This is a genomic window from Microbulbifer sp. ABF4_143 (genome assembly GCF_056160225.1).
The window spans coordinates 129,214-152,446 of record NZ_JBSWWT010000012.1 but is presented as its reverse complement, the minus strand read 5'-3'; the positions used below and the strand labels follow the sequence as shown (position 1 = coordinate 152,446).

The following is a 23,233-nucleotide window of genomic DNA, read 5'->3' as shown; positions in this document are numbered from 1 at the left end:
TCGAGGGGATAGTGGCCAGCGCTACCTACCGACTAAACACCTCTGTTCTGGAGGGCATGAACAACCGCATCAAGGTGATCAAGCGCACGGCCTACGGATACCGGGACAACGACTACTTCTTCCTAAAGATCAAAGCCGCGTTTCCCGGTAAAGTGCGATGAACCATAAAAAAGCCCCTCATCGAGGGGCTATTTTTCTCAGGCAGTAACCGCTTCCTCTACTGTACTGCTCGGTTCCGCGCGCTGCTCGCGCACAAAGAACACGGAGACGGCGCCGAGCACCATAAACACCCCGGCCAGCACGATGATATAGATCGCCTGGTTGTCGAAAATACCCTTCAGCACTGCACCCGCCACCAGCGCTGAAACGATCTGCGGCGCGGCGATAGTGAAGTTGAAGATGCCCATATAGACGCCGGTCTTGGCCGCCGGCAGGGAGTCGGACAGTATCGCGTAGGGCATGGCCAGAATCGCCGCCCAGGCGATACCGACGCCGACCATCGGCAGCAGCAGCCCCAGGGCGCCGCTGGGCACGGTGACCTCAGTGATCAGCAGGTCCACCCGGGTCGGCGCGCCGCCCTGGAACAGCAGGAAGCTGATATAGCCCAGGCCGCCCAACAGCAGCGACAAGGCGTAGGTCGGCTTGCGCCCGAGGGTGTTGGCGATCTTCGCCAGCGCAACCGAGAAGATGGCCGCGAACAGGGAGTAGCCGGCGAAGAGTATGCCCACCCAGTCGCCGGCGGCGCCCTTGGCCGCGGCGATATGCGCCGGCACCTGGCCGACGCTCTCCAGATAGTGGGAATCGAACCACTTGGCCTCCACGCCCCAGACGTGCTGGGTGATGGCCGGCGTGGTGTAGACCCACATGATAAACAGCGCAAACCAGGAGAAGAACTGCACCAACGCCAGCTGGCGCATGGTCTTCGGCATGGTGATCAGCAGCCGGAAGAACCCCTTGAGGCGCTGCGCCAGGGACTTGCGCTCGGCCTGCTCGCGCGCCAGCTGCCCCGCATCGATGCCCTTGTAGGCGTTGTACTGTTCCGGCGGATACTCCCTGGTGCGGAACACCGTCCACAGCACCGAACCCAGCAACACGGTGCCGCCGATATAGAAGGCCCAGATCACCGACGGCGCCACCTCGCCGGCCTTCGCGGTGTTCTCCAGGCCGATCACGTTGGTGAGCACAAACGGCAGCACCGAGCCGCACACGGCGCCGATATTGATCAGCAGCGACTGCACCGAATAGCCCAGGGTGCGCTGCTCGGACGGCACCATATCGGACACCAGCGCGCGGAACGGCTGCATGGTCACATTGAAGGCCGCGTCCATCAGCGCCAGCATCACGCCGCCGAACAGAATCGGCGCAATAAAGGCGACCACAATGCCCGCATTGGGCATAAACGCCATCCCCAGCGCCGCGGCGATGGCGCCGAACAGGATATAGGGGTTGCGGCGGCCGAAGCGGTTCCAGGTGCGGTCGGAGGCGGAGCCGACGATCGGCTGCACTATCAGGCCCATCAGCGGCGCGACTATCCAGAACAGCGACAGCGAGTGCAGATCCGCCCCCAGATCCGACAGGATGCGGCTGGCATTGGCATTCTGCAGCGCGAAACCGAACTGCACGCCGAGGAAACCGAGGCTGACATTCCACACCTGCCAGAAGGGCAGCTTGGGCTGTTTCACCGGATGCGCGGCCGCGCCGGGGGAGGATTCGGACATGGGAATCACCGCTGATCACTGATTATGGTTATGCGGGCATTGTCGCAGGAGTGTCGAGGGGGGCCCTCCTCCCCGCCGGGGGAGGAGAAGCGCGGAGCGGCAGCCGGCTCCGCGACGGTTCGGCAGCCGGGCCCCCTCTCCCCCTCGGCCGAGGGGGATATCAGCCGCTCCGAAACCGTCGACAATGAGGCTTGGGGCATTGTGAACAGATAACAAGGGGGCCCTTATGAAACGCCTTTCACGGCTACTGGCGCTCACCGGCGCCCTGCCCGCGCTGGCCGCGGCCGCGGTGGAGCGGGTGGAGCCGCCCAACTGGTGGACCGGCATGGCGGTACCGGACCTGCAGCTGATGCTGCACGGTAAAGATATCGCCGGGCTCGAGCCACAGCTCGACCACCCCGGCGTGACCCTGCTCGGCACGGAGCGCACCGACAACCCCAACTACCTGTTTATCGACCTGCGGGTGTCGGCGGAAGCCGAGCCCGGCGCGGTGGAAATCGCCCTGCGCGGCGACGGCGGGCCCCGGGCCGTTATCCAGTACCAACTGCGAGCGCGCGCGCCCGGCTCCGCACAGCGCCGCGGCTTCGATTCCAGCGACGCCATCTACCTGATCACCCCGGACCGCTTCGCCAACGGCGACCCGGGCAACGACAGCAGCGAAGACACCCTCGAGGCCGCGAACCGCGACGATCCCGGCGGCCGCCACGGCGGCGATATCGCCGGCATGCGCGCGCATCTCGATTACATCGCGGATATGGGTTTCACCCAGATCTGGCCCAACCCACTGCTGGAAAACGACCAGCCCGCCTACTCCTATCACGGCTACGCCGCCACGGACCACTACAAGATCGATCCGCGCTTTGGCAGCAACGAGGCATTCCGCCAGTTTGTCGCCGCCGCGCGCGAGCGCGGCCTGGGTGTGATCCAGGACCTGGTGCTGAATCATATCGGCGACCGCCACTGGTGGATGGACGACCTGCCGGCCCGCGACTGGCTGAACGGCGGCGGCACGAAGAAAGGCGAGTACCGGATCACCAATCACAGCCGCTTCACCCACGTCGATCCCTACGCGAGTGAAGCCGACAGACGGGATTTCGTCGACGGCTGGTTCGTGGACTCGATGCCGGACCTGAATCAGCGCAATCCGCTGCTGGCCAACTACCTGATCCAGAACAGCCTCTGGTGGATCGAATACGCGGGCCTGTCCGGTATCCGCGCCGACACCTACGCCTATTCGGACCCGCAATTCCTGCAACAGTGGGCCGCGCGTATCCAGCGCGAGTACCCGGACTTCAGTATCGTCGGCGAGGAGTGGACCCGCAATCCGGCGCTGGTGGCCCACTGGCAGCGCGGCGAGGGCGAGCAGGTCAGCGGCGGGCGCCTGAAGAGCATGATGGACTTCCCGCTGCACTACGCGCTGCGCGAGGGCCTGACGCAACCGGACAGCTGGGACAGCGGCCTGATCCTGCTCTACGAGGGTCTGGCCAACGATTTTCTCTACCCGCAGCCGGAGCGCCTGGTGATCTTCGGCGGCAACCACGACACCAGCCGCCTGTACAGCCAGCTGGACCAAGACCCGGCCCTGTTCAGGATGGCGGTGGCCTATCTCGCCACCATGCGCGGCATACCACAGTTTTTCTACGGCGATGAGGTGCTGCTGCAGAGCCCCAAAGAGCGGCACGACGGCATAGTGCGCGGCGACTTCCCCGGCGGCTGGGCCGACGACCGCAGCAGCGCCTTTACCGGCGAGGGACTGAACCAACAGCAGAAACAGGCTCAGGACACTGTGCGCAGGCTGTTCAACTGGCGCAAGCGGACCCCGGCGATACACCGCGGACAGCTGAAACACTACGCGCCGGAAGACGGCACCTATGTGTATTTCTGCTACGACGACGCGAGCAAGATCATGGTGGCCTTCAACAAATCCGACCGGCCGCGGGCACTGGATACAAGCCGCTTCGCGGAGGTGATCGACGGCGAAACCCGGGGCGTGGATGTAATCAGCGGCCGCCGCTACGCCCTCGACAAGCTGACAGTCCCGGCGCGGGATCTGCTGGTACTGGAGCTGAATTGATTCCGCAGGATGGGCAAAGCGCAGGCAGAAAAATGCTCCGTGCGTTTTCTGCACTCCCGCCATCCATGGCGGGCCCGTGCCCATCGAAGCCCGGCTGATGGGCACGCTGCGCTTTGCCCATCCTACAAACGAAAACAAAGCATTTAAAAAATAGAGCGATGAAGATGCAGAAAATTTTATTGCGCAGCAGCACACTGTTTCTCCTGCTGTACAGCGCCCTGGCCGGTGCGGCCGAGGTGCGGCAGTACCAGAAGCACTCGCTGAGTGACAATGCGCTTACCGTCCATACCAACGACGGCAGCGTCACCCTGACCCCGCTCCACGACGCCGCGATGGAAGTGCACTACCGGCGCGACGGCCTGAAACAGCTGCCCCCCTTCGCCATCGACGGCGCGCGCAAGCACGGCGCCGAGGCAAAGCTGACAGAAAAACCGGACACTCTGATCTACGGCACCCCCGGTCTCACCGCGGTGATCCACAAGTCGCCACTGCGCATCGAATACCTGCGCGACGGGCGGCCGCTGACCGGCGAGGAGCTCGGCTTCTTCGCCAACGAGACGATGCGCGGCTTCCGCTTTGCGCTGGCACCGGATGAAAAACTGCTCGGCGGCGGCGAACGGGTGCTGGGTATGGACCGCCGCGGACACCGCCTGCCGCTGTACAACAAGGCCCACTACGGCTACACCACCGAATCGGACCAGATGTATTTCTCCGTGCCGGCGATACTGTCCAGCAACAAGTACATACTGCTGTTCGACAACTCCGCCACCGGCAGCCTGGACCTGGGCGCGAGTGAAACGGATGTGCTGCAGTTCGAGGCGGTCGGCGGCCGCACCTCCTATATCATCGTCGCCGGTGACAGCTACCCACAGCTGATCGAGAACTATGTATCGGTGACGGGCCCGCAACCGCTGCCGCCGCGCTGGGCGCTGGGCAACTTTGCCTCCCGCTTCGGCTACCGCACCGAACGGCAAGTGCGCGCTACCGTGGACAAGTTCGCCGAGGAGGACTTCCCGCTGGATGCGCTGGTGCTGGATCTCTACTGGTTCGGCCCGGATATCCAGGGCCATATGGGCAATCTGGCCTGGGACAGAAATGCGTTTCCGGAGCCGGAAAAGATGATGGCCGACCTGAAAGAGCGCGGTATCCAGACCATCCTGGTCACCGAGCCGTTTGTGCTGTCCACCTCAGAGCGCTGGGACCAGGCGGTGGCCGCCAACGCGCTGGCGAAAAACCTCGCCGGACAGCCCAAGCGCTTCGACTTCTACTTCGGCAACACCGGCCTGATCGACGTATTCTCCGCGGACGGCCGCGACTGGTTCTGGAATATCTACCGCGGCCTCAGGGAACAGGGCGTGGCCGGCTGGTGGGGCGACCTGGGCGAGCCGGAGGTGCACCCGTCGGATACGGTGCACGCGATCGGCATGGCGGACGAAATCCACAACGCCTACGGACACCGCTGGGCGCAGATGCTGTACGAACACGAAAAGGCGGAACACCCGAGCGAACGCCCGTTTATTATGATGCGCGCCGGTTTCGCCGGCTCCCAGCGCTTCGGCATGATCCCCTGGACCGGCGACGTGGCGCGCGAGTGGGGCGGCCTGCAGCCGCAGGTGGAACTGGCGCTGTCCATGGGCCTGCTCGGTTTCGGCTATACGCACTCGGATCTGGGCGGCTTCGCCGGCGGCGAAAAATTCGACCGCGAACTCTATATCCGCTGGCTGCAGTACGGCGTCTTCCAGCCGGTCTACCGCCCCCATGCGCAGGAGCATATCGCCTCCGAGCCGGTCTTCCACGACCGCAGGACCAGAAATATCCTGCGCGAATACGTCAAGCTGCGCTACCGGCTGCTGCCCTACAACTACACGCTGGCGTTCGAGAACAGCCAGAGCGGCATGCCGCTGATGCGCCCGCTGTTTTTCGAAGACGAAAGCGACCCGACGCTGATCGACTACAAGGATGCCTACCTGTGGGGCAATGACTTTCTGGTGGCGCCGGTGACCGAGGCGGGCGTCGATAAAGTGGAAGTGAAGCTGCCCGGCGGCATCTGGTTCGATTACTGGAATGGCGACCAGTATTCGGGCGAGACGGCGCGCGTGGACGTGGATCTGGAAACCATTCCGGTACTGGTACGCGCCGGCGCGTTTATCCCGACCATCGACGATATCGCCACCACCCGCGACTACTCGAGCGCAAAACTGAATCTGGACTACTACGCCCACCCGAGCGCGCTGCGCTCCAGCGGCTATATCTACGAGGACGACGGCGAGACCGCCGACGCCTTTGCCCGCGGCCAGTACGAGAAGCTGGATTTCTCCGCGCACAGAAGCGCCGACGGCATTGTGTTCAGCTTCAAACGCGATGGCGATGGCTACCAGGGCATGCCGGAGCAGCGGCAAATCACACTGAAGATCCACAACTGGCAGCAGTCACCCGCCGGCATCGAAGTCGATGGCAATCCCCTCGAACTGTTCCGGCGCGAAAAAGACTTTGCCGCTGCAAAACAGGGCGCCTGGTATGACAAGCGCGACGATCGGCTGCAGGTCAAATTCACCTGGAGCAAGCAGCCTCTGCAACTGGCCGTCAATAACTAAGCGTAGGATGGGCTCCAATCGGTAGGATTTCCGATTTGGACGCCGCAGGCGCCCGCGCAGCGGGCAAGCGCCATGGATGGCGCGAGTCAAAGGAGCGCAGCGACGTGCCCACCGCTCGGAAACTGATGGGCACGAGCCCGCCAGGGACGGCGGGGATGCAGAAAACGCACGGAGCATTTTTCTGCCTGCGCTTTGCTCCTCCTACGACGCTAGCAAATTAATCAGGATCGCAAAAACCATGAAAACATTACACACGCTTTTCGCCGCAGGTCTACTCGCCATTTCCGGCTGCGCGGAAAAACCGCAAATAGAGACAGAACAACAGGTCGCGGAAAAACCGGTGATCTATCAGGTGATGACGCGCCTGTTCGGCAACACCAATCCGACCAACAAACCCTGGGGCACTATTGAAGAAAACGGTGTGGGCAAGTTCAGCGACTTTACGCCGGAGGTGCTGGGGGAGATCCGCGATCTCGGCGCCACCCATATCTGGTACACCGGTGTCCTGCACCACGCACTGATCGGCGACTACACCGCCTACGGCATCAGCAACGACGATCCGGACGTGGTCAAGGGCCGCGCCGGCTCGCCCTACGCGATCAAGGACTACTACAGTGTCAATCCGGATCTGGCCGAAGACCCGGCGCGGCGCCTGCAGGAATTCCGCGCGCTGATCGAGCGCAGCCACGCACAGGGCCTGAAGGTGATTATCGATATAGTGCCCAACCATGTGGCGCGCGCCTACGAGTCCCGGCACAGGCCCGAGGGCGTACGCGACTTCGGCACTGACGACGACACCTCGGTCACCTACGCCCGCGACAACAATTTCTACTATGTGGTCGGCGAGGACTTCCGCGTGCCGGAGAGCAACGACTACCGGCCGCTGAACGGAGAAGCCCACCCGCTGGCGGATGGCAAGTTCCACGAGCGCCCGGCCAAGTGGACCGGCAACGGCGCGCGCAGCCCGCAGCCGGCCATCGACGACTGGTACGAGACGGTCAAGATCAACTTCGGTGTGCGCCCGGACGGCAGCAAAGACTTTCCCGAACTCCGCGCCGAATTTGCCCAGCGGGACTACGGCGCCCACGCCGAATTCTGGGCCGACCAGGATGTGCCGGACTCCTGGGAGAAGTTCCGCGATATCGCCCACTACTGGCTGGACTTCGGCGTGGACGGTTTCCGCTACGATATGGCCGGTATGGTGCCGGTGGAATTCTGGAGCTACCTGAACTCGTCCATCAAGAAAAAGAAGCCGGACGCGCTGCTGCTGGCCGAGATCTACACCCCGGAGCGCTACCGCGACTATATCCACCTGGGCAAGATGGACTACCTCTACGACAAGGTCGGCACCTACGATGCGATACGCGCAGTCATGGAAGGTAAAGGCAGCACCGACAGGATCGCGGAAATCCAGGCGGAACTGCAGGATATAGCCCCGCATATGCTGCACTTTATCGAAAACCACGACGAACAGCGTATCGCCAGCGCAGAGTTCGCCGGTGACGCCGAGGCGGGCAAGCCGGCGATGCTGGTGTCCGCGACCCTTTCCGCGGCGCCGACCCTGGTCTACTTCGGCCAGGAACTGGGCGAGGAAGCGCGCGAGGACGCCGGCTTCGGCAAGGCCAGCCGCACCACCATCTTCGACTACTGGTCAGTGCCCAGCGTGCGCCGCTGGCTGCAGGGCGAGTCGACGAATGCGGAGAAACAGCTGCGCGACTTTTACAGACGCCTGCTGAACTTCTCCGTCCGGAGCCCCGCGCTGCGCGGCGAATACCGGGAGATTCACGGCTACAACCGCGAGCACGGCCAAGGCTACGACGATCGGATTTTCTCATTCGCGCGCTGGGCCGCTGACGAGAAGCTGCTGGTCATCGCCAACTTCGACGGGGAGGCAAAGACAGTGAAGCTGCAACTGCCGCCGGAACTGCTGCATGAGTGGCAGCTGCGGGATGGCAGCCATGAGGTTGCCGACCGGATCAGCGCCGCGAAAGGCGAGCTGCTGGTCAGTGAGGGCAGAGGCGAAATCGCGCTGCAACTGGCGCCCTTCGCCAGCCATATCTTCCGCGTCAACTGATCGTGAAAATGCCGGCCCGCGCCGGCAAGGCGGCTTACCCCCCTACGCCGCCCCTTCGACAGGTACGCAAGCGAGGTATCGGCCGGCATTCACCGGCCGCGCTGAACGGCGACCCGGCCGAGCAGGTGGGTATCGGCGGGGCCGGCTTAAAAAATCCGCCGCACCAGGCGGCGGGAGAAGAGGACGAGAGAAAAAGAACGGAAAGAGGGGCGGGTCAGCGGCCGTCTGTGCTCTGCGCCAGCAGCAGCAGGTCGAACTCTGTGTCGAACTCGACCCGGCCACCCTCGACCTTTGCCTCCCGGCCGGAGTAGAAGTCCTTCACCAGGGCGCCATCGGCAAACAGGCCGTGCACGGACAGGCGCTTGACGCCGCGACCGGCGTCCAGGGCCACCAGTACCGGATCATGGTTGTCGAGGCTGCGGGAAAAGACATAGGGCTTGTCCTGCAGCTTTCTGTGCTCGCCGGCGCCCACCACCGGGTGCGCCTTGCGGAACTGGCCCAGCTTCTGCCAGTGGCTGAGAATCTCCCGGGTCTCCGCCTTCTCCAGATCGCTCCAGTCCATCGGGCTGCGCAGCTGGGCGTCGCCCCGGGCACCGGGCGCGGTCAGCGGGCGGGCCAGCTCATCGCCGTAGTAGATCTGCGCGGCACCGGGCGCGAGCATCAGTGTGAGCGCCGCCTCGCGGGCGCGCTGGCGCCCGCGGTCGAAGGAATTCATATCGTCGTGGGAAGTCAGGTAGTTGAGCACGCCCACGCCTTCCAGCGCCCCGCCGTGCAGCATCTGCGAGTAGCGGGAGAAGATCGACTCCATATCCTCTTGCTTGGCGCGCGTGGCGAAATCGAAATTGATTAGGCTGTCGAAGCCGTAGTCGAAAAAGTTCACCTTGCGGTCGCCGAAATCGTAATCGCGTCCGCCGGCGATGCCGTAGCCGTAGACCTCCCCGACCATAAAGAAATCGCGATCGTCGAGTTTCCTGTCCGGATTGCGCGCTTTCCAGTCCGCCAGGGCGAGGCTCGCCTCCTCCTTGAGCGCGCGCCAAACTTCCGGTTCCACATGCTTGACCGTGTCCACGCGGAAACCGTCCACGCCGTATTCGCGCACCCAGTCGGTGGCCCACTTCACCAGATAGTACTTGGGCGCGCGCGGATAGCCGGTGCGCGCGAAGAAGGCGTCCAGCTCCGCCTGCTCCTGTTCCAGGCGCCCCTCGGTCTCCCATTTGTGCACCAGCTGCGGCGGCAGCGCCACCGGCGCATCCCGCTCGGTGCGGATATCCGGCAGGTTGTCCACCAGCATGCAGCTGACGGTGCCGGCAAAGCCGGACCAGTCGCAGACGGAGTCGGTGCGGGTCCACTCCGCCGGCCACAGCGAATCTTTTTCGGTCACCGGGCCTGTGTGGTTGATAACCACATCCAGCAGCACGCGGATACCGCGACTGTGCGCGGTTTCGATCAGTTCCGCCAGCAGCGCCTCGCTGCCAAAGTTGGCGTCCACCGCGGTCCAGTCCTTGGGCCAGTAGCCGTGGTAGGCGTAGGTGCGCCCGGTGCCCTCGTCGGTGGCGCCGTGTATCTGTTCGTAGACCGGGGACATCCACAGGGCATCCACCCCCAGCGCGTCGAAGTAGCCCTGGTTCAGCTTGTCGATCACCCCCTGCAGATCGCCGCCGTGGAATCCGCGCAGCGCATCGGCATCGCCCCTGCGCCCGTAGGCCAGGTCGTTGCCTGGATTGCCGTTGGCAAAGCGGTCCGGCAGCATGAAGTAGACGGTGGCGTTGCGCCAGAAGGGGTCCACTTTGACATCCGCGCTGCCGGTATTGTCTTTCGCGGCGCAGGCACTGGTGCCCAGCAGCAGTGCCGCGCATAGGCTGGCAATTCTCTTCATTATTCTCTCTATTCTCTCTGCACATCGATCGCAATTTGCCCAGCCTACTGTAATGGCCGGGACCTGTACCGCATCCCCCCGCGCGAGGGCGTAGGCCGCGGATATAGGGCAGCGCTTAATATACTGGCCTATCCGTTCGAGGAAGCCGGCATGTACAGAAAAATAATTTCAGCCATCCGCAACAGGAAGACAAGAAATTCCGGCCGACTCCGGTGGCGCCTGCCCGCAGCCGGCCTGCTGGCCGCGCTGCTGCCCGGCTGCGGCGCGGAAACGGCCAGCTCCAGTGCACAGGCCAACGTCAGCACCCTGCCGCCGCTGACCATGGAGTCGCTGCAGCGCGAGCGCCATATCCGCGTCTATCTGCCGCCCTCCTACGCCGATTCCGAAAAGCGCTATCCGGTGCTCTATCTGCACGACGGCCAGAATCTGTTCGACGACGCCACCGCCTACGCGGGCGAGTGGGGCCTGGACGAGACGCTGAACGCGCTGGCCCAGTCCCACGGCCTGGAGCTGATCGCCGTCGGCATAGACCACGGCGGCGACCACCGCATCACCGAACTGAACCCCTTCGACAACGAGCGGTTCGGCAAGGCCGAAGGCGATGCCTATCTGGCCTTTTTGCTCGAACAACTGAAACCTCTGATCGACGGCAAATACCGCACCCTGCCGGACAGGGCCAACACCGCGATCATGGGGAGCTCCATGGGCGGCCTGATTTCCCACTACGCCATCAGCCGCCACCCGCAGGTGTTCGGCAAGGCCGGTATCTTCTCGCCGGCCTACTGGGTCGGCCCGCAGATATTCGAAACGGCCGAGCGGCCGCTGCCAGCGGACGCCCGCCTCTACCTGCTGATGGGCGGCCGCGAGGGCGACGACATGGTGCGGGACTTCGAACGCATGCGCGGCATACTGGCCCGCCAACACCCGGCTCAGAACTGGCAATCGAAACTGGTGGCGGAAGGGGAGCACAACGAGGCCTTCTGGCGCAGCCAGCTGGCGCAGGCGCTCCTGTGGCTGTTCGCGCCGGGCGAAAACTTTGCGACCCGCCCCGGCACGGAGTAATGTAGCTGCAGCGGACCGGGGCCGCGGGAAACCGCCGACGCCTGCCGCGGTCCAATAGTCAAAGCGCAGCTAAGGAGGCAGGGAATGTCGGATCAGCAGTCCAGTCAGAGTTGGATTATCGGCCTGGTCGTGGTCGCCGCGCTGGCGGCGGGGGCCTACTGGTTCCTGTCCGGGAAGAAGACCGAGCCCCCGCCCCCGGAGGTGGTAGAAGAGCCGGAACCCGCCCCCGACCCCCTGCCAGAAATCGAGGCGCCGCCGCCCCCGGAGCCGGCGCCCGCCCCCGAGCCCGAGAAGGGCCCGCCGCCGCCCCTGAACGAAAGCGATGACGCCGCCTACAAGGCGCTGATGAGCCTGGCCCCGGATGGCGCCCTGGCCAAGTGGCTGGTGCCCGACGAGGTGGTGCGCAAGTGGGTGGCCGCGGTCAACGCCGCCTCCCGCGGCGAATTGATTCACAAACACCGCCCGCTGAAGACCATCAAGAGCCCGCTGGTGGTCGACAAGGCGGGGGCCACCGGTATGCGCCTCTCCCCGGACAACTACCACCGCTACGACCAGCCGGTGCGCCTGTTCGCGATGATGGATACGGAAACCGCGGTGGAGATCTACCGCTACTGGTACCCGCGCCTGGCCCAGGCCTACGGCGAACTGGGCATCAGAAACAAGAATTTCCACCAGGAGGTGCTGGAGGCCATAGACCAGGTACTGGCAGCGCCGGAAGTCGACGCCCCCATTCAACTGGTACGCCCGTCGGTCTACTACAAGTTCGCCGATCCCAAGCTGGAAAAGCTGCCGGGGCTGCACAAGCTGATGATCCGCATGGGGCCGGAAAACGCGGCGCGGGTCAAGGAAAAACTCAGGGAACTGAAAGCCGCCCTGGAGCAGATACCCCGGCAACAAAATAATTGATTTCGGACAATAGCGGGCGATACGGATATGGTAGTCTTCTCCTTGCCGGCCAGCGCTGGCCGAGGGGTTCGGGCGGCCGACGCGGCGCGGAAAAATAGAAGCGGTTTCCTAGCGAACGGGGGACTGGTGGTGGCCGCCGGAGCGGAGGCTCCGCAGTGTACAAGTAGTACATGAGTAGCACATGAGGATGCCGAGTACCGCCGGACGCCGTCGGGTGCCCGTACAGTAGTTGTGAAACCGCCTCTAACCATTTTCCCGGGGCATCGCTATACACCCACTGCGCGCGCGCCTGGCGGATGCCGGCCTGTTGCGAGTGCTCCTGCGCCGCAGAACGCCTCCCGCGCCTCGGCGGCAACCAGCGGACACCCGCTCGCCAGGGGCGATAGCGATCCCCTCCAGCCCAGGAGGAAGAATGCAATCCGAGCAAAAAAACCTTTTCATCGTCGTCGACCCCAATGACGACAGACATGTCGCCCTGGAGCGCGCACTCACCACCGCCAAACTGCGCAACCCCCAACCCAGGCTGGTCATCTTCGTCGCCGTGGATGGCGAGGCCGTCGACACCCGCGCGGTGAACGATCACCTGTTCCGCGACGAGTTCTGGTTCAAAGAGCAGATCCGCCAACCGGTGGAGGAAGCCGGGCTTCAGTGCGAACTGCTGGTGTGCTGGTCGAGCGACTGGCAGGGCGCCATCATCCAGGAATCCAAGCGCTACAATGCGGAAATGATCTACCTGCCGGTACACGCCAAGACCAGCCGCCGCTTCACCTTCGCCGAATCCAAGTGGCAGGTATTGAAGGGGGCCAAGTGCCCGGTGGTCCTGATCCGCCCCAACGCCAAGGACCGCCGCAAGGTGGTGCTGGCCACGGTCAACTACCAGGCCCAGACCTCCCAGCAGCGCCAGCTCAACCGCCAGATCACCGAGCGCGCCAACTATATCGCCGAGTGCTACGGCGCCGAGCTGCACCTGGTGAACGCCTACCTCGACTCCATGCGCTACCCGGACCGAGGTGCCCTGGCCAAGCTCGCCGACAAGACCGGCGTTCCCACCCACCGCATCCATGTGAAGCGGGGCTATACCAACGAGGTGGTGGCCCAGGTGGCGAAGGAAATCGATGCGGATGTCGTGGTGATGGGCACCCTGAACCAGCGCGGCGAAACCGGCTCACTGCTGCGCGGCAATACCGCCGAGCGGGTGATAGGATCGCTGGATGTGGATGTGGTGGTCTGTAACGAGTTCACCACCACCAGGTGAACCCTGCCCTAGCGTCTTCACCAGATGCGACTATCTCTCGGATGCCAGTCAGTCAAACCAACTGACTGGCATTTCTTTTCTCCGCGCCAACACATCCACCACCCGGTTTAGGGAACCTCCTTCCGCCTGCTGCCCCTCTCATTTCAACAGGCGCCGATTTCCCCCAGTTTTCCGGGCCGCGGCAAACGGCGACTTCCCCTGCCTACGCCCTCCGAGGGGGGGGAGGGTTGCAACAGTGGCTCTGATAACATCGATCGAGCTCGTGGTGTCATCCCCTACAGCCGGGCGGGTTTCTCTATGCCGGTGCATAAGTGGGAGCTGCGGGCTCAGAGACTATTAATCCGACGATAAATATTGCCGGGTTAATCGCGGCACAAGGATGTGCCGCCGCCAGCCGCAGGCTGGCGCGAGCCCGCTAAATACCAGCAGATTCACACATCTGCGCCAGTATTTAGCGGGCGACGGTTAAATAGATCAGGGCCGAAGGCGCCGCGGGAGCGGCTGGACCGATCTATTTAACCGCCGGGTTAATAGAAGCTATCTCATAACTACTAGGCGGGCGCCTGGCGGCGTCCGGCGGTGCTCGGCATCCTCATGTACTACTTGTACACTGCGGTGCCTCCGCTCCGACGGCCACCACCAGTCACCCGCTCGCTACGTTATGCTGGAGCAGGTTTTTCTCTACTCCTTTCCTCACACAAAACCGAAAGAGACGAGAATCAATGAATAAGAAAAAAAATGTATTGCGATGTTTCGGAACCTCCACAGCGCTGGCCGCGGCAATCGGCCTGAGCACGCTACCGGCACAGCAATCGGAAGCGGCAACCTCCTCCGGTGCGCTCTCCCCGGTCACGCCAAAGGATGTCGTTTACCAGATCATTACCGACCGTTTCGTCGACGGCGATACATCCAACAACATCCCGCCCGGATCGAGCGCCAGCCTGTTCGATGACCCGGACCAGGACGGCCTCGGCAACGGATACGACCTGAAACTGTATCAGGGCGGCGACTGGCAGGGCATTATCGATAAAATTTCCTACCTGAAAAACATGGGTATTACAGCGGTGTGGATTTCCGCCCCCTACGCAAACCGCGACACCCCAATTTACGACTACAAGCAGAGCGGCGGCTACGATCTCTGGACCAGTTTTCACGGTTATCATGTGCGCAACTATTTCGCCACCAACAGGCACTTCGGCCTGATGCAGGAATTCGAGGCGCTGAGGGACGCCCTGCACGCCAACGGCATAAAGCTCATTATCGATTTCGTATCCAACCATACGAGCCGCGGTACCAACCCGACGAGCGGCAACTCACCGGAGGACGGCAAGCTGTACGAGCCCGACAAGGACGCCAACGGTAACTATGTATTCGACTCAAACGGCAACCCTGTCGATCACAACTCCGACGGAAACCTAGAAAACCTGCTTGCCGACCCCAACTATGATATCAACGGCTGGTTCCACAACCTCGGCGACCGCGGCTCCGACGACACGCAATTCGGATACCGCTTCAAGGACCTGGGCTCCCTGTCCGATTTCTCCACCGAAAACGCAGCTGTCGTAGAGCATCTGGAGAAGGCGGCAAAGTTCTGGAAATCCAAAGGCGTGGACGGTTTCCGGCACGACGCCACCCTGCATATGAGCCCCTCTTTCGCCAAGGGGTTCAAGGATGCGATCGACTCCGCAAGTGGTGGCCCGATAACCCACTTCGGGGAGTTCTTTATTGGCCGCCCAGACCCGAAATACGATGAATACCAGTCTTTCCCGGATCGCACGGGTATCAACAATCTCGATTTCGAATACTTCCGCGCATCAACCAACGCTTTCGGCAACTTCTCCGAGACGATGAGTGCTTTTGGGCAGATGCTGATTGCAACCAGCGCAGACTACGAGTACGAGAGCCAGGCGGTCACTTTCCTGGACAACCATGACGTCACCCGATTCCGCTACATCCAACCAAACGACAAACCCTACCATGCGGCTCTGGCCACACTGCTCACCGCACGCGGCACGCCCAACATCTACTACGGCACAGAACAATACCTGACCTCTGCCGACAGCAGCGATATCGCCGGGCGGGTATTCATGGAAAGGGAGACCACGTTCGACGAGACAACCACGGCGTATAAGACCATTCAGGCGCTGTCCGCACTACGCAGGCAGAATGAAGCCGTCTCCTACGGCGAAACCGCCATACTCTACAGCAGCAACGATGTGCTTGTTTTCAAACGGCAGTTCTATGACAAGCAGGTGATTGTCGCGGTAAACCGCCAGCCGGACCTTTCCTTTACAGTCCCGGCAATCGATACCACCTTACCTGCGGGCAGCTACGACGACGTGCTGAACGGCCTGCTGTATGGGGATTCCATGACCGTCAACAACGGGCAGATAGGTTCCTTTACACTCTCGGGTGGCGAGGTCAGTGTCTGGTCTTACAATCCCGACCTGGGAACCGCCATTCCACGCCTCGGCGATGTTGTGTCCACAATGGGACGCGCCGGGAATACCGTCTACATTTACGGCACAGGCCTCGGCGGCGCCGTTACGGTCAAATTCGACAGCACCGTGGCAACGGTCGTGTCCAACAGCAATACGATGATCGAGGCAATCGTTCCCAACGTCGGCGCGGGGGTCAGGCAGATCACCGTCACGAAAGGCGCCAACGTCAGCAATCCGTTCCGCTACGAGGTGTTGTCCGACGACCAAAATCAGGTCATATTCAAAGTCAACGCCACTACCAGCTGGGGGCAGAATATCTATATCGTCGGCGATATTCCTGAGCTGGGCAGCTGGGACACCGCCAAGGCTGTCGGCCCCTTCCATACGCCGAACTACCCGGAGTGGTTTCTGCCGGTCTCGCTGCCAAAGAACACCGCGATACAATATAAGTTCATCAAAAAGGACGACAGCGGCAACGTGATCTGGGAAGGGGGTAACAACCGTTCGATCACATCCCCCGCTTCCGCCACGGGGACTTCGGAGACAAGCGTTCTCACTTGGCAGTAAACGCTCCGCCGGCTCCAACGGTGCAAAGCCTGGCCAGATTTGCTCAGGCTTTGCAAGTGGTCTCAAGATCGTCCTCGGCGATCTTGAGCGCCCATCGATCCAGCAGGTGATTGATTTACTCCGATTTTTATATTGATTTACCCAACTTCAGAATAAATTTGCCATGAATAATATTAGCCAGATCGCAATAAGTGCCCTATTTTCCGCAGCACTCGCTCTCCCGACCGCATCCAGTGCCGGCACGAACGACGAATTCGTACCGCAATGGGCCAAAAAAGTCGTCTGGTATCAGATCTTCCCGGAGCGCTTTCGCAATGGTGATACCGGCAACGACCCAAAAGTGGAGGATATCCTCGGAGCGGACCCCCAGGATCCGCCAAAACACTGGCAGGTTCACCCCTGGGGCAGCGACTGGTACAAGTTGCAGCCCTACGAAAAGGCCAATGGCGAACCGGAGCTGTGGAAACACCTGCTGCGGCGCCGCTATGGCGGCGACCTTCAGGGCGTTATCGATAAACTCGATTACCTGAAAGATCTCGGCATCGGCGCCATCTACCTGAACCCGGTATTCGATGCCCCGTCGCTGCACAAATACGATGGCGCCAGCTACCACCATATAGATCCAAACTTCGGTCCTGACCCGGAGGGGGACCGCAAACTGATGGCCGCGGAAGATCCGCTGGATCCGTCGACCTGGGTCTGGACCAAGGCCGATGAGCTGGCACTGAAATTGATAGACGAAGCCCACAAGCGCGATATGAAAATCATATTCGATGGCGTGTTCAACCATATGGGCATCAACAGTTTTGCCTTTCAACACCTGCTGAAGCACCAGCAGGAGTCGCCCTACAAGGACTGGTTTATCGTCGAGTCTTTCCGCGATGAGGAAAAAGGGACCGAATTCAAATATTCCGGCTGGTTCGGCGTAGAGTCGCTGCCCGAGTTCAAGGAAGATGAGAACGGCCTGGTCAAGGGGCCTAGGGACTATGTATTTGCCGCCACCGAGCGCTGGATGAACCCGAAAGGCAAAGGCATAGAACACGGCATCGACGGCTGGCGGCTGGACGTGGCCTTCGAGGTGCACCACAACTTCTGGAAGGCGTGGCGCAGCCATGTGAAGTCGATTAATCCCGAGGCCTACCTGACCGCGGAGATTGTCGACGAGCCGGAGAAGGTAAAGCCCTATTTCCAGGGCGACGAGTTCGACGGCGAGATGAACTACAACTTTGCCTTCACGGCGGCAGAATTCTTCTTCAATCCTCCGGGCATGAATATCAGCGCCAGCGAGTTTGACCGCAAGCTGACCGAACTCAGGAACCTGTATCCGCGGGGCGTGGCCTATGTGGTGCAGAACCTGTTTGGCAGCCACGACTCCAACCGTATCGGCTCACATATCGTGAACCGCGGTATCGGCAACTTCCGCGACTGGGGCAACTACTTCACCAGATCCCAGGTGACCAACAACCCGGACTATGACGTCAGGAAGCCCAACGCACAGGAGATTCAGCTGCAGAAACTCTTCGCGATCTTCCAGATGACCTATGTGGGCGCGCCTATGATCTATTACGGCGACGAGGTGGGCATCTGGGGCGCAAACGATCCGGATACCCGCAAGCCGATGATCTGGCCGGATATCGAGTACGAAGATGAAGTTTTCCTGCCAGATGGAAGCAAGCGCTCCCCCGACAAGGTTGCCGTGAATAGCGACCTGCTGTCGCACTATCGCCAGCTGATTCATATTCGCAACCGGAATCCGGCGCTGCAGCTGGGAGACTTCAAAGCGGTGCTGATCGATGACGAGCGTCAGCTCTACGGTTATCAGCGGCAGCATCGCGACAATCGGGTATTGGTGATACTGAACAACTCTCCGGAGGTACAGTCCATCTCGACAGAGATACTCGGCGATTTCACCTGGCGAGACGCCCTGAACAACAATAAAAATACGCTCGACCAGCGCCTGGATGCAATCGAGGTTTCGCCGCGAAACGGCCTTGTTCTGGTAAGGCAATAATTACCGGATCAATACTTTCTTGAGAAGCCTGCGGAGCGCTGGCCGAGGCAGCGCTCCGCAGAACTGACGAAGCGGCTCTCCGTTACCCGGCACTCGGCAAATACTGTTCGTGCTCTGGCAGGCTATTTACCGTGCCGTCGATCAGAGTCTTCAGGCTCGCCATCAGATCCCCCATCTGCGCTTCCGACAGGGAATCCGCAACCGGGTGGTAATCCTCCGGCAGTATGCCCTGCCCGATCATCACCTGCTGCCAGGCCGCTTCGGTAAACAGGTCGTCGTAATCGCGGAATAGCTTGCCGGTTTTGCGGAAGAGCGCCATCTTCTCGCGCAACGTATCGGGCACGTCCATCTTTTCGCAGTCGCGCCAGAAGTCGCTGTCCCGGCGCTGGTTGGCCTTGTAGTGCAGGATGATGAAATCGCGGATACGCTCTATCTCCACCCGGGACTGGCGGTTGAATTCGGCTACCTCCTCGGCGCGGATGCCGCGGTGGGGGAACATCTTCATCAGCCGGGTGGCGGCGGTTTGAATCATATGGATACTGGTGGATTCCAGCGGCTCCAGGAAGCCGCTGGACAGACCGATACTGACCACATTCCTGCACCACGGCTCGCGCCTGCGACCGGTGCAAAACGGGATGATTCTGGGCTCCGCCAGCGGTTCGCCGTCCAGGTTGTTCATCAGCACGTCGCGGGCCCGGTCGTCACTCCAGTGTTTACTGGAATAGACCAGGCCGTTGCCGGTGCGGTGTTGCAGCGGAATACGCCACTGCCAGCCGGCCTCGTGGGCGATGGAGCGGGTATAGGGCGCTATGGGTCTGGTAGCGGCGCTGGGTACCGCCATGGCCCTGTCGCAGGGCAGCCACCGGGACCACGCCTCGTAGCCGACATCCAGCGTCTTCTCTATCAGCAGCGCGGCCATGCCGGTGCAATCCACAAACAGATCGCCGCCGATCTCGAGGCCAGACTCCAGCAGCAGTCCATCGACAAAGCCGTTGTCCGGCCGGACCTTGACCTCCCGGACCACGCCTTCGACGCGCCTGACGCCCCGGCTTTCGCTGTAGCGCCGCAGAAACTGGGCGTAGAGCCCCGCATCGAAGTGATAGGCGTAGGAGATACCGGGCAGGTTGGTGCCCTGGATGCGCGCCAGTGGTGCGAACCTGTTGTGGATCGCCGCCTGGTAGTTGAGCGAGTAATCCCAGAAGCTGGCAGTGTCGCCGTTCAGACGACTGCGGTTCCAGATATGGTGGAAATCGCAGAAAGCGAGATTCTTGCCGATACTGCCGAAGGCGTGCATATAGCTGTCGCCTTGCCGCAGCCAGTTTTCGAACTGGATTCCCAGCTTGATGGTGCCCTTGGTGGCCTGCAGGAATTCCCGCTCGTCCAAGCCCAGGGCGCGGTTGAAGTTGATGATCGGCGGAATCGTGGCCTCGCCGACGCCGACGGTGCCTATCCTGTCCGACTCCACCAGGGTGATATCGACGACTTTCCCGAGCACCTTGGCGGCAAGGGCCGCGGTCATCCAGCCGGCGGTGCCGCCGCCCAGAATGACCAGTTTTTTTATGCTTCCATCACTCACTTGAAATACCCGTTCGCAAAGCGGAAATAAAAAAGGCCCTTGCAATGCGGGATTGCAAGGGCCTTCAACCAGTGAAACTAACTACTGCAGATTACAGCTCGTAGCTGAAGCCCAGCAGGTAGGTCTTGCCGTAGCTCTGGTAGTCGCGCACCTGCAGCGCGTTGTCGCCACTCAGAGTCGTAAACGGCTCGTCGGTCAGGTTTACGCCCTGCAGGAATACGGACAGGCCCTCGAGGCCACCGATACCGGACTCGGCGAAGTCGTAACCGAGCTGGGCATCCCAGATGGTTTCACCCACCACGTCGACCTGTACCGTATCGAAACCGATACCGTAGACCTCACCCTTGAAGTCGGAGCGCTTGCGCATGCTGGCGCGCGCCGAGAAGCCGTGGTTGTCGTAGTAGAAAGTGAAGGTATCGATGCTGTCGGACAGGCCCGGCAGCTCGTAGTCGTTGCCGTGCTGGTCCTCGATATCGGAGCTGACACCGGTGTGGCTGGCCAGCAGGCCGAAGCCGTCCAGACTCTCGTGGAACATATTGAACGGCAGCGCCACGGAAACCTCGTAGCCCTGCAGGGTGCCGCCGCCGCCGTTGACCTTGCCGCTACCAGTGGCCATGGAGCTTTCCGGTACCACACCGGTCGCCGGATCGGCCACGCCGCCCAGGTCGACTTCGTAGTTGCCGTCGAAGGTCCACTGGTTCAGGTCCTTCCAGAACAGCGCTACGGAGAAGTAGCCCTCATCGCTGAAGTAGTTCTCGTAGGACAGGTCCAGGCCCACGGCCTCCTTCGGCTCCAGCTCCGGGTTGCCGCCGCTGATGCTCCAGAAGTTGCCGTTCGCGTCGGGCTGCTGACTCAGAGAAACACTCACGGAAGCGTTCATCTCGTCCAGGCGCGCACGGGAGATGGTCTTGGCCGCACCGAAGCGCAGGGTCTGCTGCTCGTCGATGGCGAGGGCCAGGTTCAGGCTCGGCAGGAAGTGGCTGTAGTCGTGGCTGATAGAAGTGGGCTGCACTTCAACCACACCGTCGACCACCGCACCGGCTGCGCCCTTGGATTCCTGCTCGGTGTAGACGTAGCGCAGGCCGGCGTTACCGGTCAGCGCCATGCCGGCGACTTCAGTCTCGAAACCGGCCTGGGCGAAGGCGGCGGTAACCTGCTCGTTGACGGAGTAGGACTTGGTTACGTGCTGAATGCCGGTCAGCGTTTCATCGGTCAGGTCGTAGTAGCCGTCTCTCAGCAGCGCGGCGGAATCATAGGCGATCATGTCGCCCATACCGATAAAGTCCAGCGATACTGTACCGAGACGGTACTCCTCCGGCACCACCAAAGTGCCCGGGAAGGCATTCAGAGTCATGTAGTAACCCTGGGAGCGCTTGGTCTTTTCGCGATCGCGGTAGGAAACGCCGTAGCTGATTTCATTGACGATACCGGCCTCGACCATCTGGGTGGCGGCCAGCTTCAGGGAGGTCAGTTCATCGTCGATTTCCGGCGCGTTGATAAAGCCGTCCTGGGCCGCATTGGCGAACTGGGTGTTGTCGGGATGCTCCCAGTCAACGTAATTCTGACCGAACTTGTCGTTCAGCGCGGAACTCCAGCCCCAGGACAGCGGGCCGCCCAGCTGGATCAGATCCCAATCGCTGTAATCCAGGCCGTGGGAGAAGGTCGCACCGGCGTTGCCGCCGTTGAAGGCGTAGCCCAGGTTGTCGCGCACGCCCTCGCCATCATAGTTGGCGATGCCGCCGCCGTCACCGCGGCCGGTACCGGCGTAGCTCTCGAAGCTCCAGATCTCGCGCTCGACCGCAGAGTGGCTGGCATCGAACTCGAGAATCAGGGTATCGCTGGCCTCGAATTCGGCGTTGAAGCCGAAGGAGCTCAGTTCGGCGTCGCGGTTTTCCATATCGTTGCGCACCACGACCTTCTGGCCCTGGGTCACGGCGCTGGTCACGAAGCCGCTGTTCGGATCCACCACGGCGCTGTTCGGATCGATGGAACCGTGCCCCCAGGCAAACGGGATCTCGATACCGCGCAGTATCTTCTCATCGGAGAAGTCCACGTACAGCGTATCGAAAGTCAGATGCAGTTTTTCGCTGGGCTTGGCCTCGACCACCAGCATTGCGCTGTCGCGCTCCAGTACCGAGGAACGCACGAACGGCTTGGCGCCGCCGAGAATGGAGAACTGCTCGCCCTGGTAGGTGAATTCCGGATAACCCCAGGCATTCCAGCGCTCTTCCTGGTTCGGCGAACTCATGGTGTTGTAGGCAAAGGCCACACCGATGGTGTCGTCGGCGAACTGGTCGATATAGGAGAGGGTGGCGCGGTGGCCCTGGTTCTCGCCGTCCGGATTCAGCTTGTCGAAGCTGGTCATCTCGTACTGCGAGTTGATCTTGATCACCCGCTCGCCGCGCTCCAGCGGCTTGACGGTCTGCATGTCGATCACACCGGCGATACCCTCGGCCTCCAGGCTGGCGGTCGGGGTCTTGTACACGGTGACACCGCTCATGATCTCGGACGGGTAGAGATCGAACTCCACACCGCGGTTATCGCCGATGGATACCTGTTCGCGCCCGTTGAAAGTGGTGGCGCTCTCGTTCTCACCGAAACCGCGGATGGTCACGCGGCTGGCGCGGCCGTCCAGGCGCTGGGAGGCCAGGCCCGGCAGGCGGGAAATGGCTTCGGCGATGGAGGAATCCGGCAGCTTGCCGATATCTTCAGCGGAGATGGCTTCGACAACGGCCTTGGCGTCGCGCTTGGTGTCGATGGAGTCCATCACACTCTTGCGGAAACCGGTAACCGTTACCTCTTCGAGTGCTGCCTCCTGGCTCTCCTGCGCATACACACCAAAAGAAGCAGTCACAGAAGCCGCGATGGCGGCGGACAGCAAAGTCGGCCGGAAGGCCCCTTTACCTTTGTTGGATAGACTCATCATCTTCTCCCTGGATTTATCGTTATGGTGAGACCTCGCATCCTAGGCCTGCCCGATATCCGTAACATCCTCCCCCGAGGGGGGAGGAGATGGGAGAATCCGTGGCGCCCTCCGGAGGGGCGCCTAAAGACACCGTAACTCTTTGATTTATCTAAG

Annotated in this window: 13 protein-coding genes and 2 other RNA genes; 10 read left to right on the top strand and 5 right to left on the bottom strand. The window is 61.8% G+C overall.

What is annotated here, in order from left to right; genetic code table 11:
• Positions 1-161, top strand: a 161-nt coding sequence (locus ACXAF3_RS11415; RefSeq protein WP_475112429.1) for a transposase, incomplete at its 5' end; no start/stop codon positions are given.
• Positions 162-197: 36 nt separating this feature from the next.
• On the opposite strand, the gene ACXAF3_RS11410 is transcribed toward ACXAF3_RS11415, so the two are convergent.
• On the bottom strand, positions 198-1,718 hold the full coding sequence (locus ACXAF3_RS11410; protein WP_475112426.1) for an MFS transporter: 1,521 nt from the start codon (positions 1,716-1,718) through the stop codon (positions 198-200).
• 226 nt (positions 1,719-1,944) lie between these two features.
• On the opposite strand from ACXAF3_RS11410, the gene ACXAF3_RS11405 reads away from it, so the two are divergent.
• The 3 genes from ACXAF3_RS11405 (at position 1,945) to ACXAF3_RS11395 (ending at position 8,460) form a co-directional block, all read left to right on the top strand.
• A complete protein-coding gene (locus ACXAF3_RS11405; protein ID WP_475112425.1) occupies positions 1,945-3,792 on the top strand; it encodes a glycoside hydrolase family 13 protein in 1,848 nt (615 codons plus the stop codon).
• 164 nt (positions 3,793-3,956) lie between these two features.
• Positions 3,957-6,386: a glycoside hydrolase family 31 protein gene (locus ACXAF3_RS11400; protein WP_475112424.1), complete on the top strand. Its 2,430-nt coding sequence runs from the start codon at positions 3,957-3,959 to the stop codon at positions 6,384-6,386.
• A gap of 238 nt (positions 6,387-6,624) precedes the next feature.
• The gene (locus tag ACXAF3_RS11395; protein ID WP_475112423.1) at positions 6,625-8,460 is read left to right on the top strand and encodes an alpha-amylase family glycosyl hydrolase; all 1,836 of its coding nucleotides are present in this window, start codon (positions 6,625-6,627) and stop codon (positions 8,458-8,460) included.
• A gap of 214 nt (positions 8,461-8,674) precedes the next feature.
• Here ACXAF3_RS11395 and ACXAF3_RS11390 read toward each other — a convergent pair whose 3' ends face one another.
• Positions 8,675-10,336 (bottom strand): alpha-amylase family glycosyl hydrolase, encoded by a 1,662-nt coding sequence (locus tag ACXAF3_RS11390; protein ID WP_475112422.1) that lies wholly within the window; start codon positions 10,334-10,336, stop codon positions 8,675-8,677.
• 150 nt (positions 10,337-10,486) lie between these two features.
• On the opposite strand from ACXAF3_RS11390, the gene ACXAF3_RS11385 reads away from it, so the two are divergent.
• Positions 10,487-11,398, top strand: a complete 912-nt coding sequence (locus ACXAF3_RS11385) for an alpha/beta hydrolase (protein ID WP_475112421.1) — start codon at positions 10,487-10,489, stop codon at positions 11,396-11,398.
• Positions 11,399-11,482: 84 nt separating this feature from the next.
• Positions 11,483-12,304, top strand: a complete 822-nt coding sequence (locus tag ACXAF3_RS11380) for a DUF3014 domain-containing protein (RefSeq protein WP_475112420.1) — start codon at positions 11,483-11,485, stop codon at positions 12,302-12,304.
• A gap of 74 nt (positions 12,305-12,378) precedes the next feature.
• Here the strand turns inward: ACXAF3_RS11380 and ACXAF3_RS11375 are convergent.
• Positions 12,379-12,476, bottom strand: a non-coding RNA gene (locus tag ACXAF3_RS11375) — sX9 sRNA.
• A 240-nt stretch (positions 12,477-12,716) separates the two neighbouring features.
• Between ACXAF3_RS11375 and ACXAF3_RS11370 the strand changes: the two genes are divergently transcribed.
• The 4 genes from ACXAF3_RS11370 (at position 12,717) to ACXAF3_RS11355 (ending at position 18,578) form a co-directional block, all read left to right on the top strand.
• Entirely contained in the window at positions 12,717-13,559 is an 843-nt protein-coding gene (locus tag ACXAF3_RS11370) for a universal stress protein (protein ID WP_475112419.1), read from the top strand.
• A 594-nt stretch (positions 13,560-14,153) separates the two neighbouring features.
• Positions 14,154-14,229, top strand: a non-coding RNA gene (locus ACXAF3_RS11365) — sX9 sRNA.
• 52 nt (positions 14,230-14,281) lie between these two features.
• A complete protein-coding gene (locus ACXAF3_RS11360; protein ID WP_475112418.1) occupies positions 14,282-16,567 on the top strand; it encodes an alpha-amylase family glycosyl hydrolase in 2,286 nt (761 codons plus the stop codon).
• Positions 16,568-16,730: 163 nt separating this feature from the next.
• Positions 16,731-18,578 (top strand): glycoside hydrolase family 13 protein, encoded by a 1,848-nt coding sequence (locus tag ACXAF3_RS11355; protein ID WP_475112417.1) that lies wholly within the window; start codon positions 16,731-16,733, stop codon positions 18,576-18,578.
• An 82-nt stretch (positions 18,579-18,660) separates the two neighbouring features.
• Here the strand turns inward: ACXAF3_RS11355 and ACXAF3_RS11350 are convergent, their stop codons facing one another.
• Both ACXAF3_RS11350 and ACXAF3_RS11345 read right to left on the bottom strand, forming a co-directional pair.
• Positions 18,661-20,154: a tryptophan halogenase family protein gene (locus ACXAF3_RS11350; protein ID WP_475112416.1), complete on the bottom strand. Its 1,494-nt coding sequence runs from the start codon at positions 20,152-20,154 to the stop codon at positions 18,661-18,663.
• 91 nt (positions 20,155-20,245) lie between these two features.
• A complete protein-coding gene (locus ACXAF3_RS11345) occupies positions 20,246-23,077 on the bottom strand; it encodes a TonB-dependent receptor (RefSeq protein WP_475112415.1) in 2,832 nt (943 codons plus the stop codon).
• Positions 23,078-23,233: the final 156 nt, after the last annotated feature.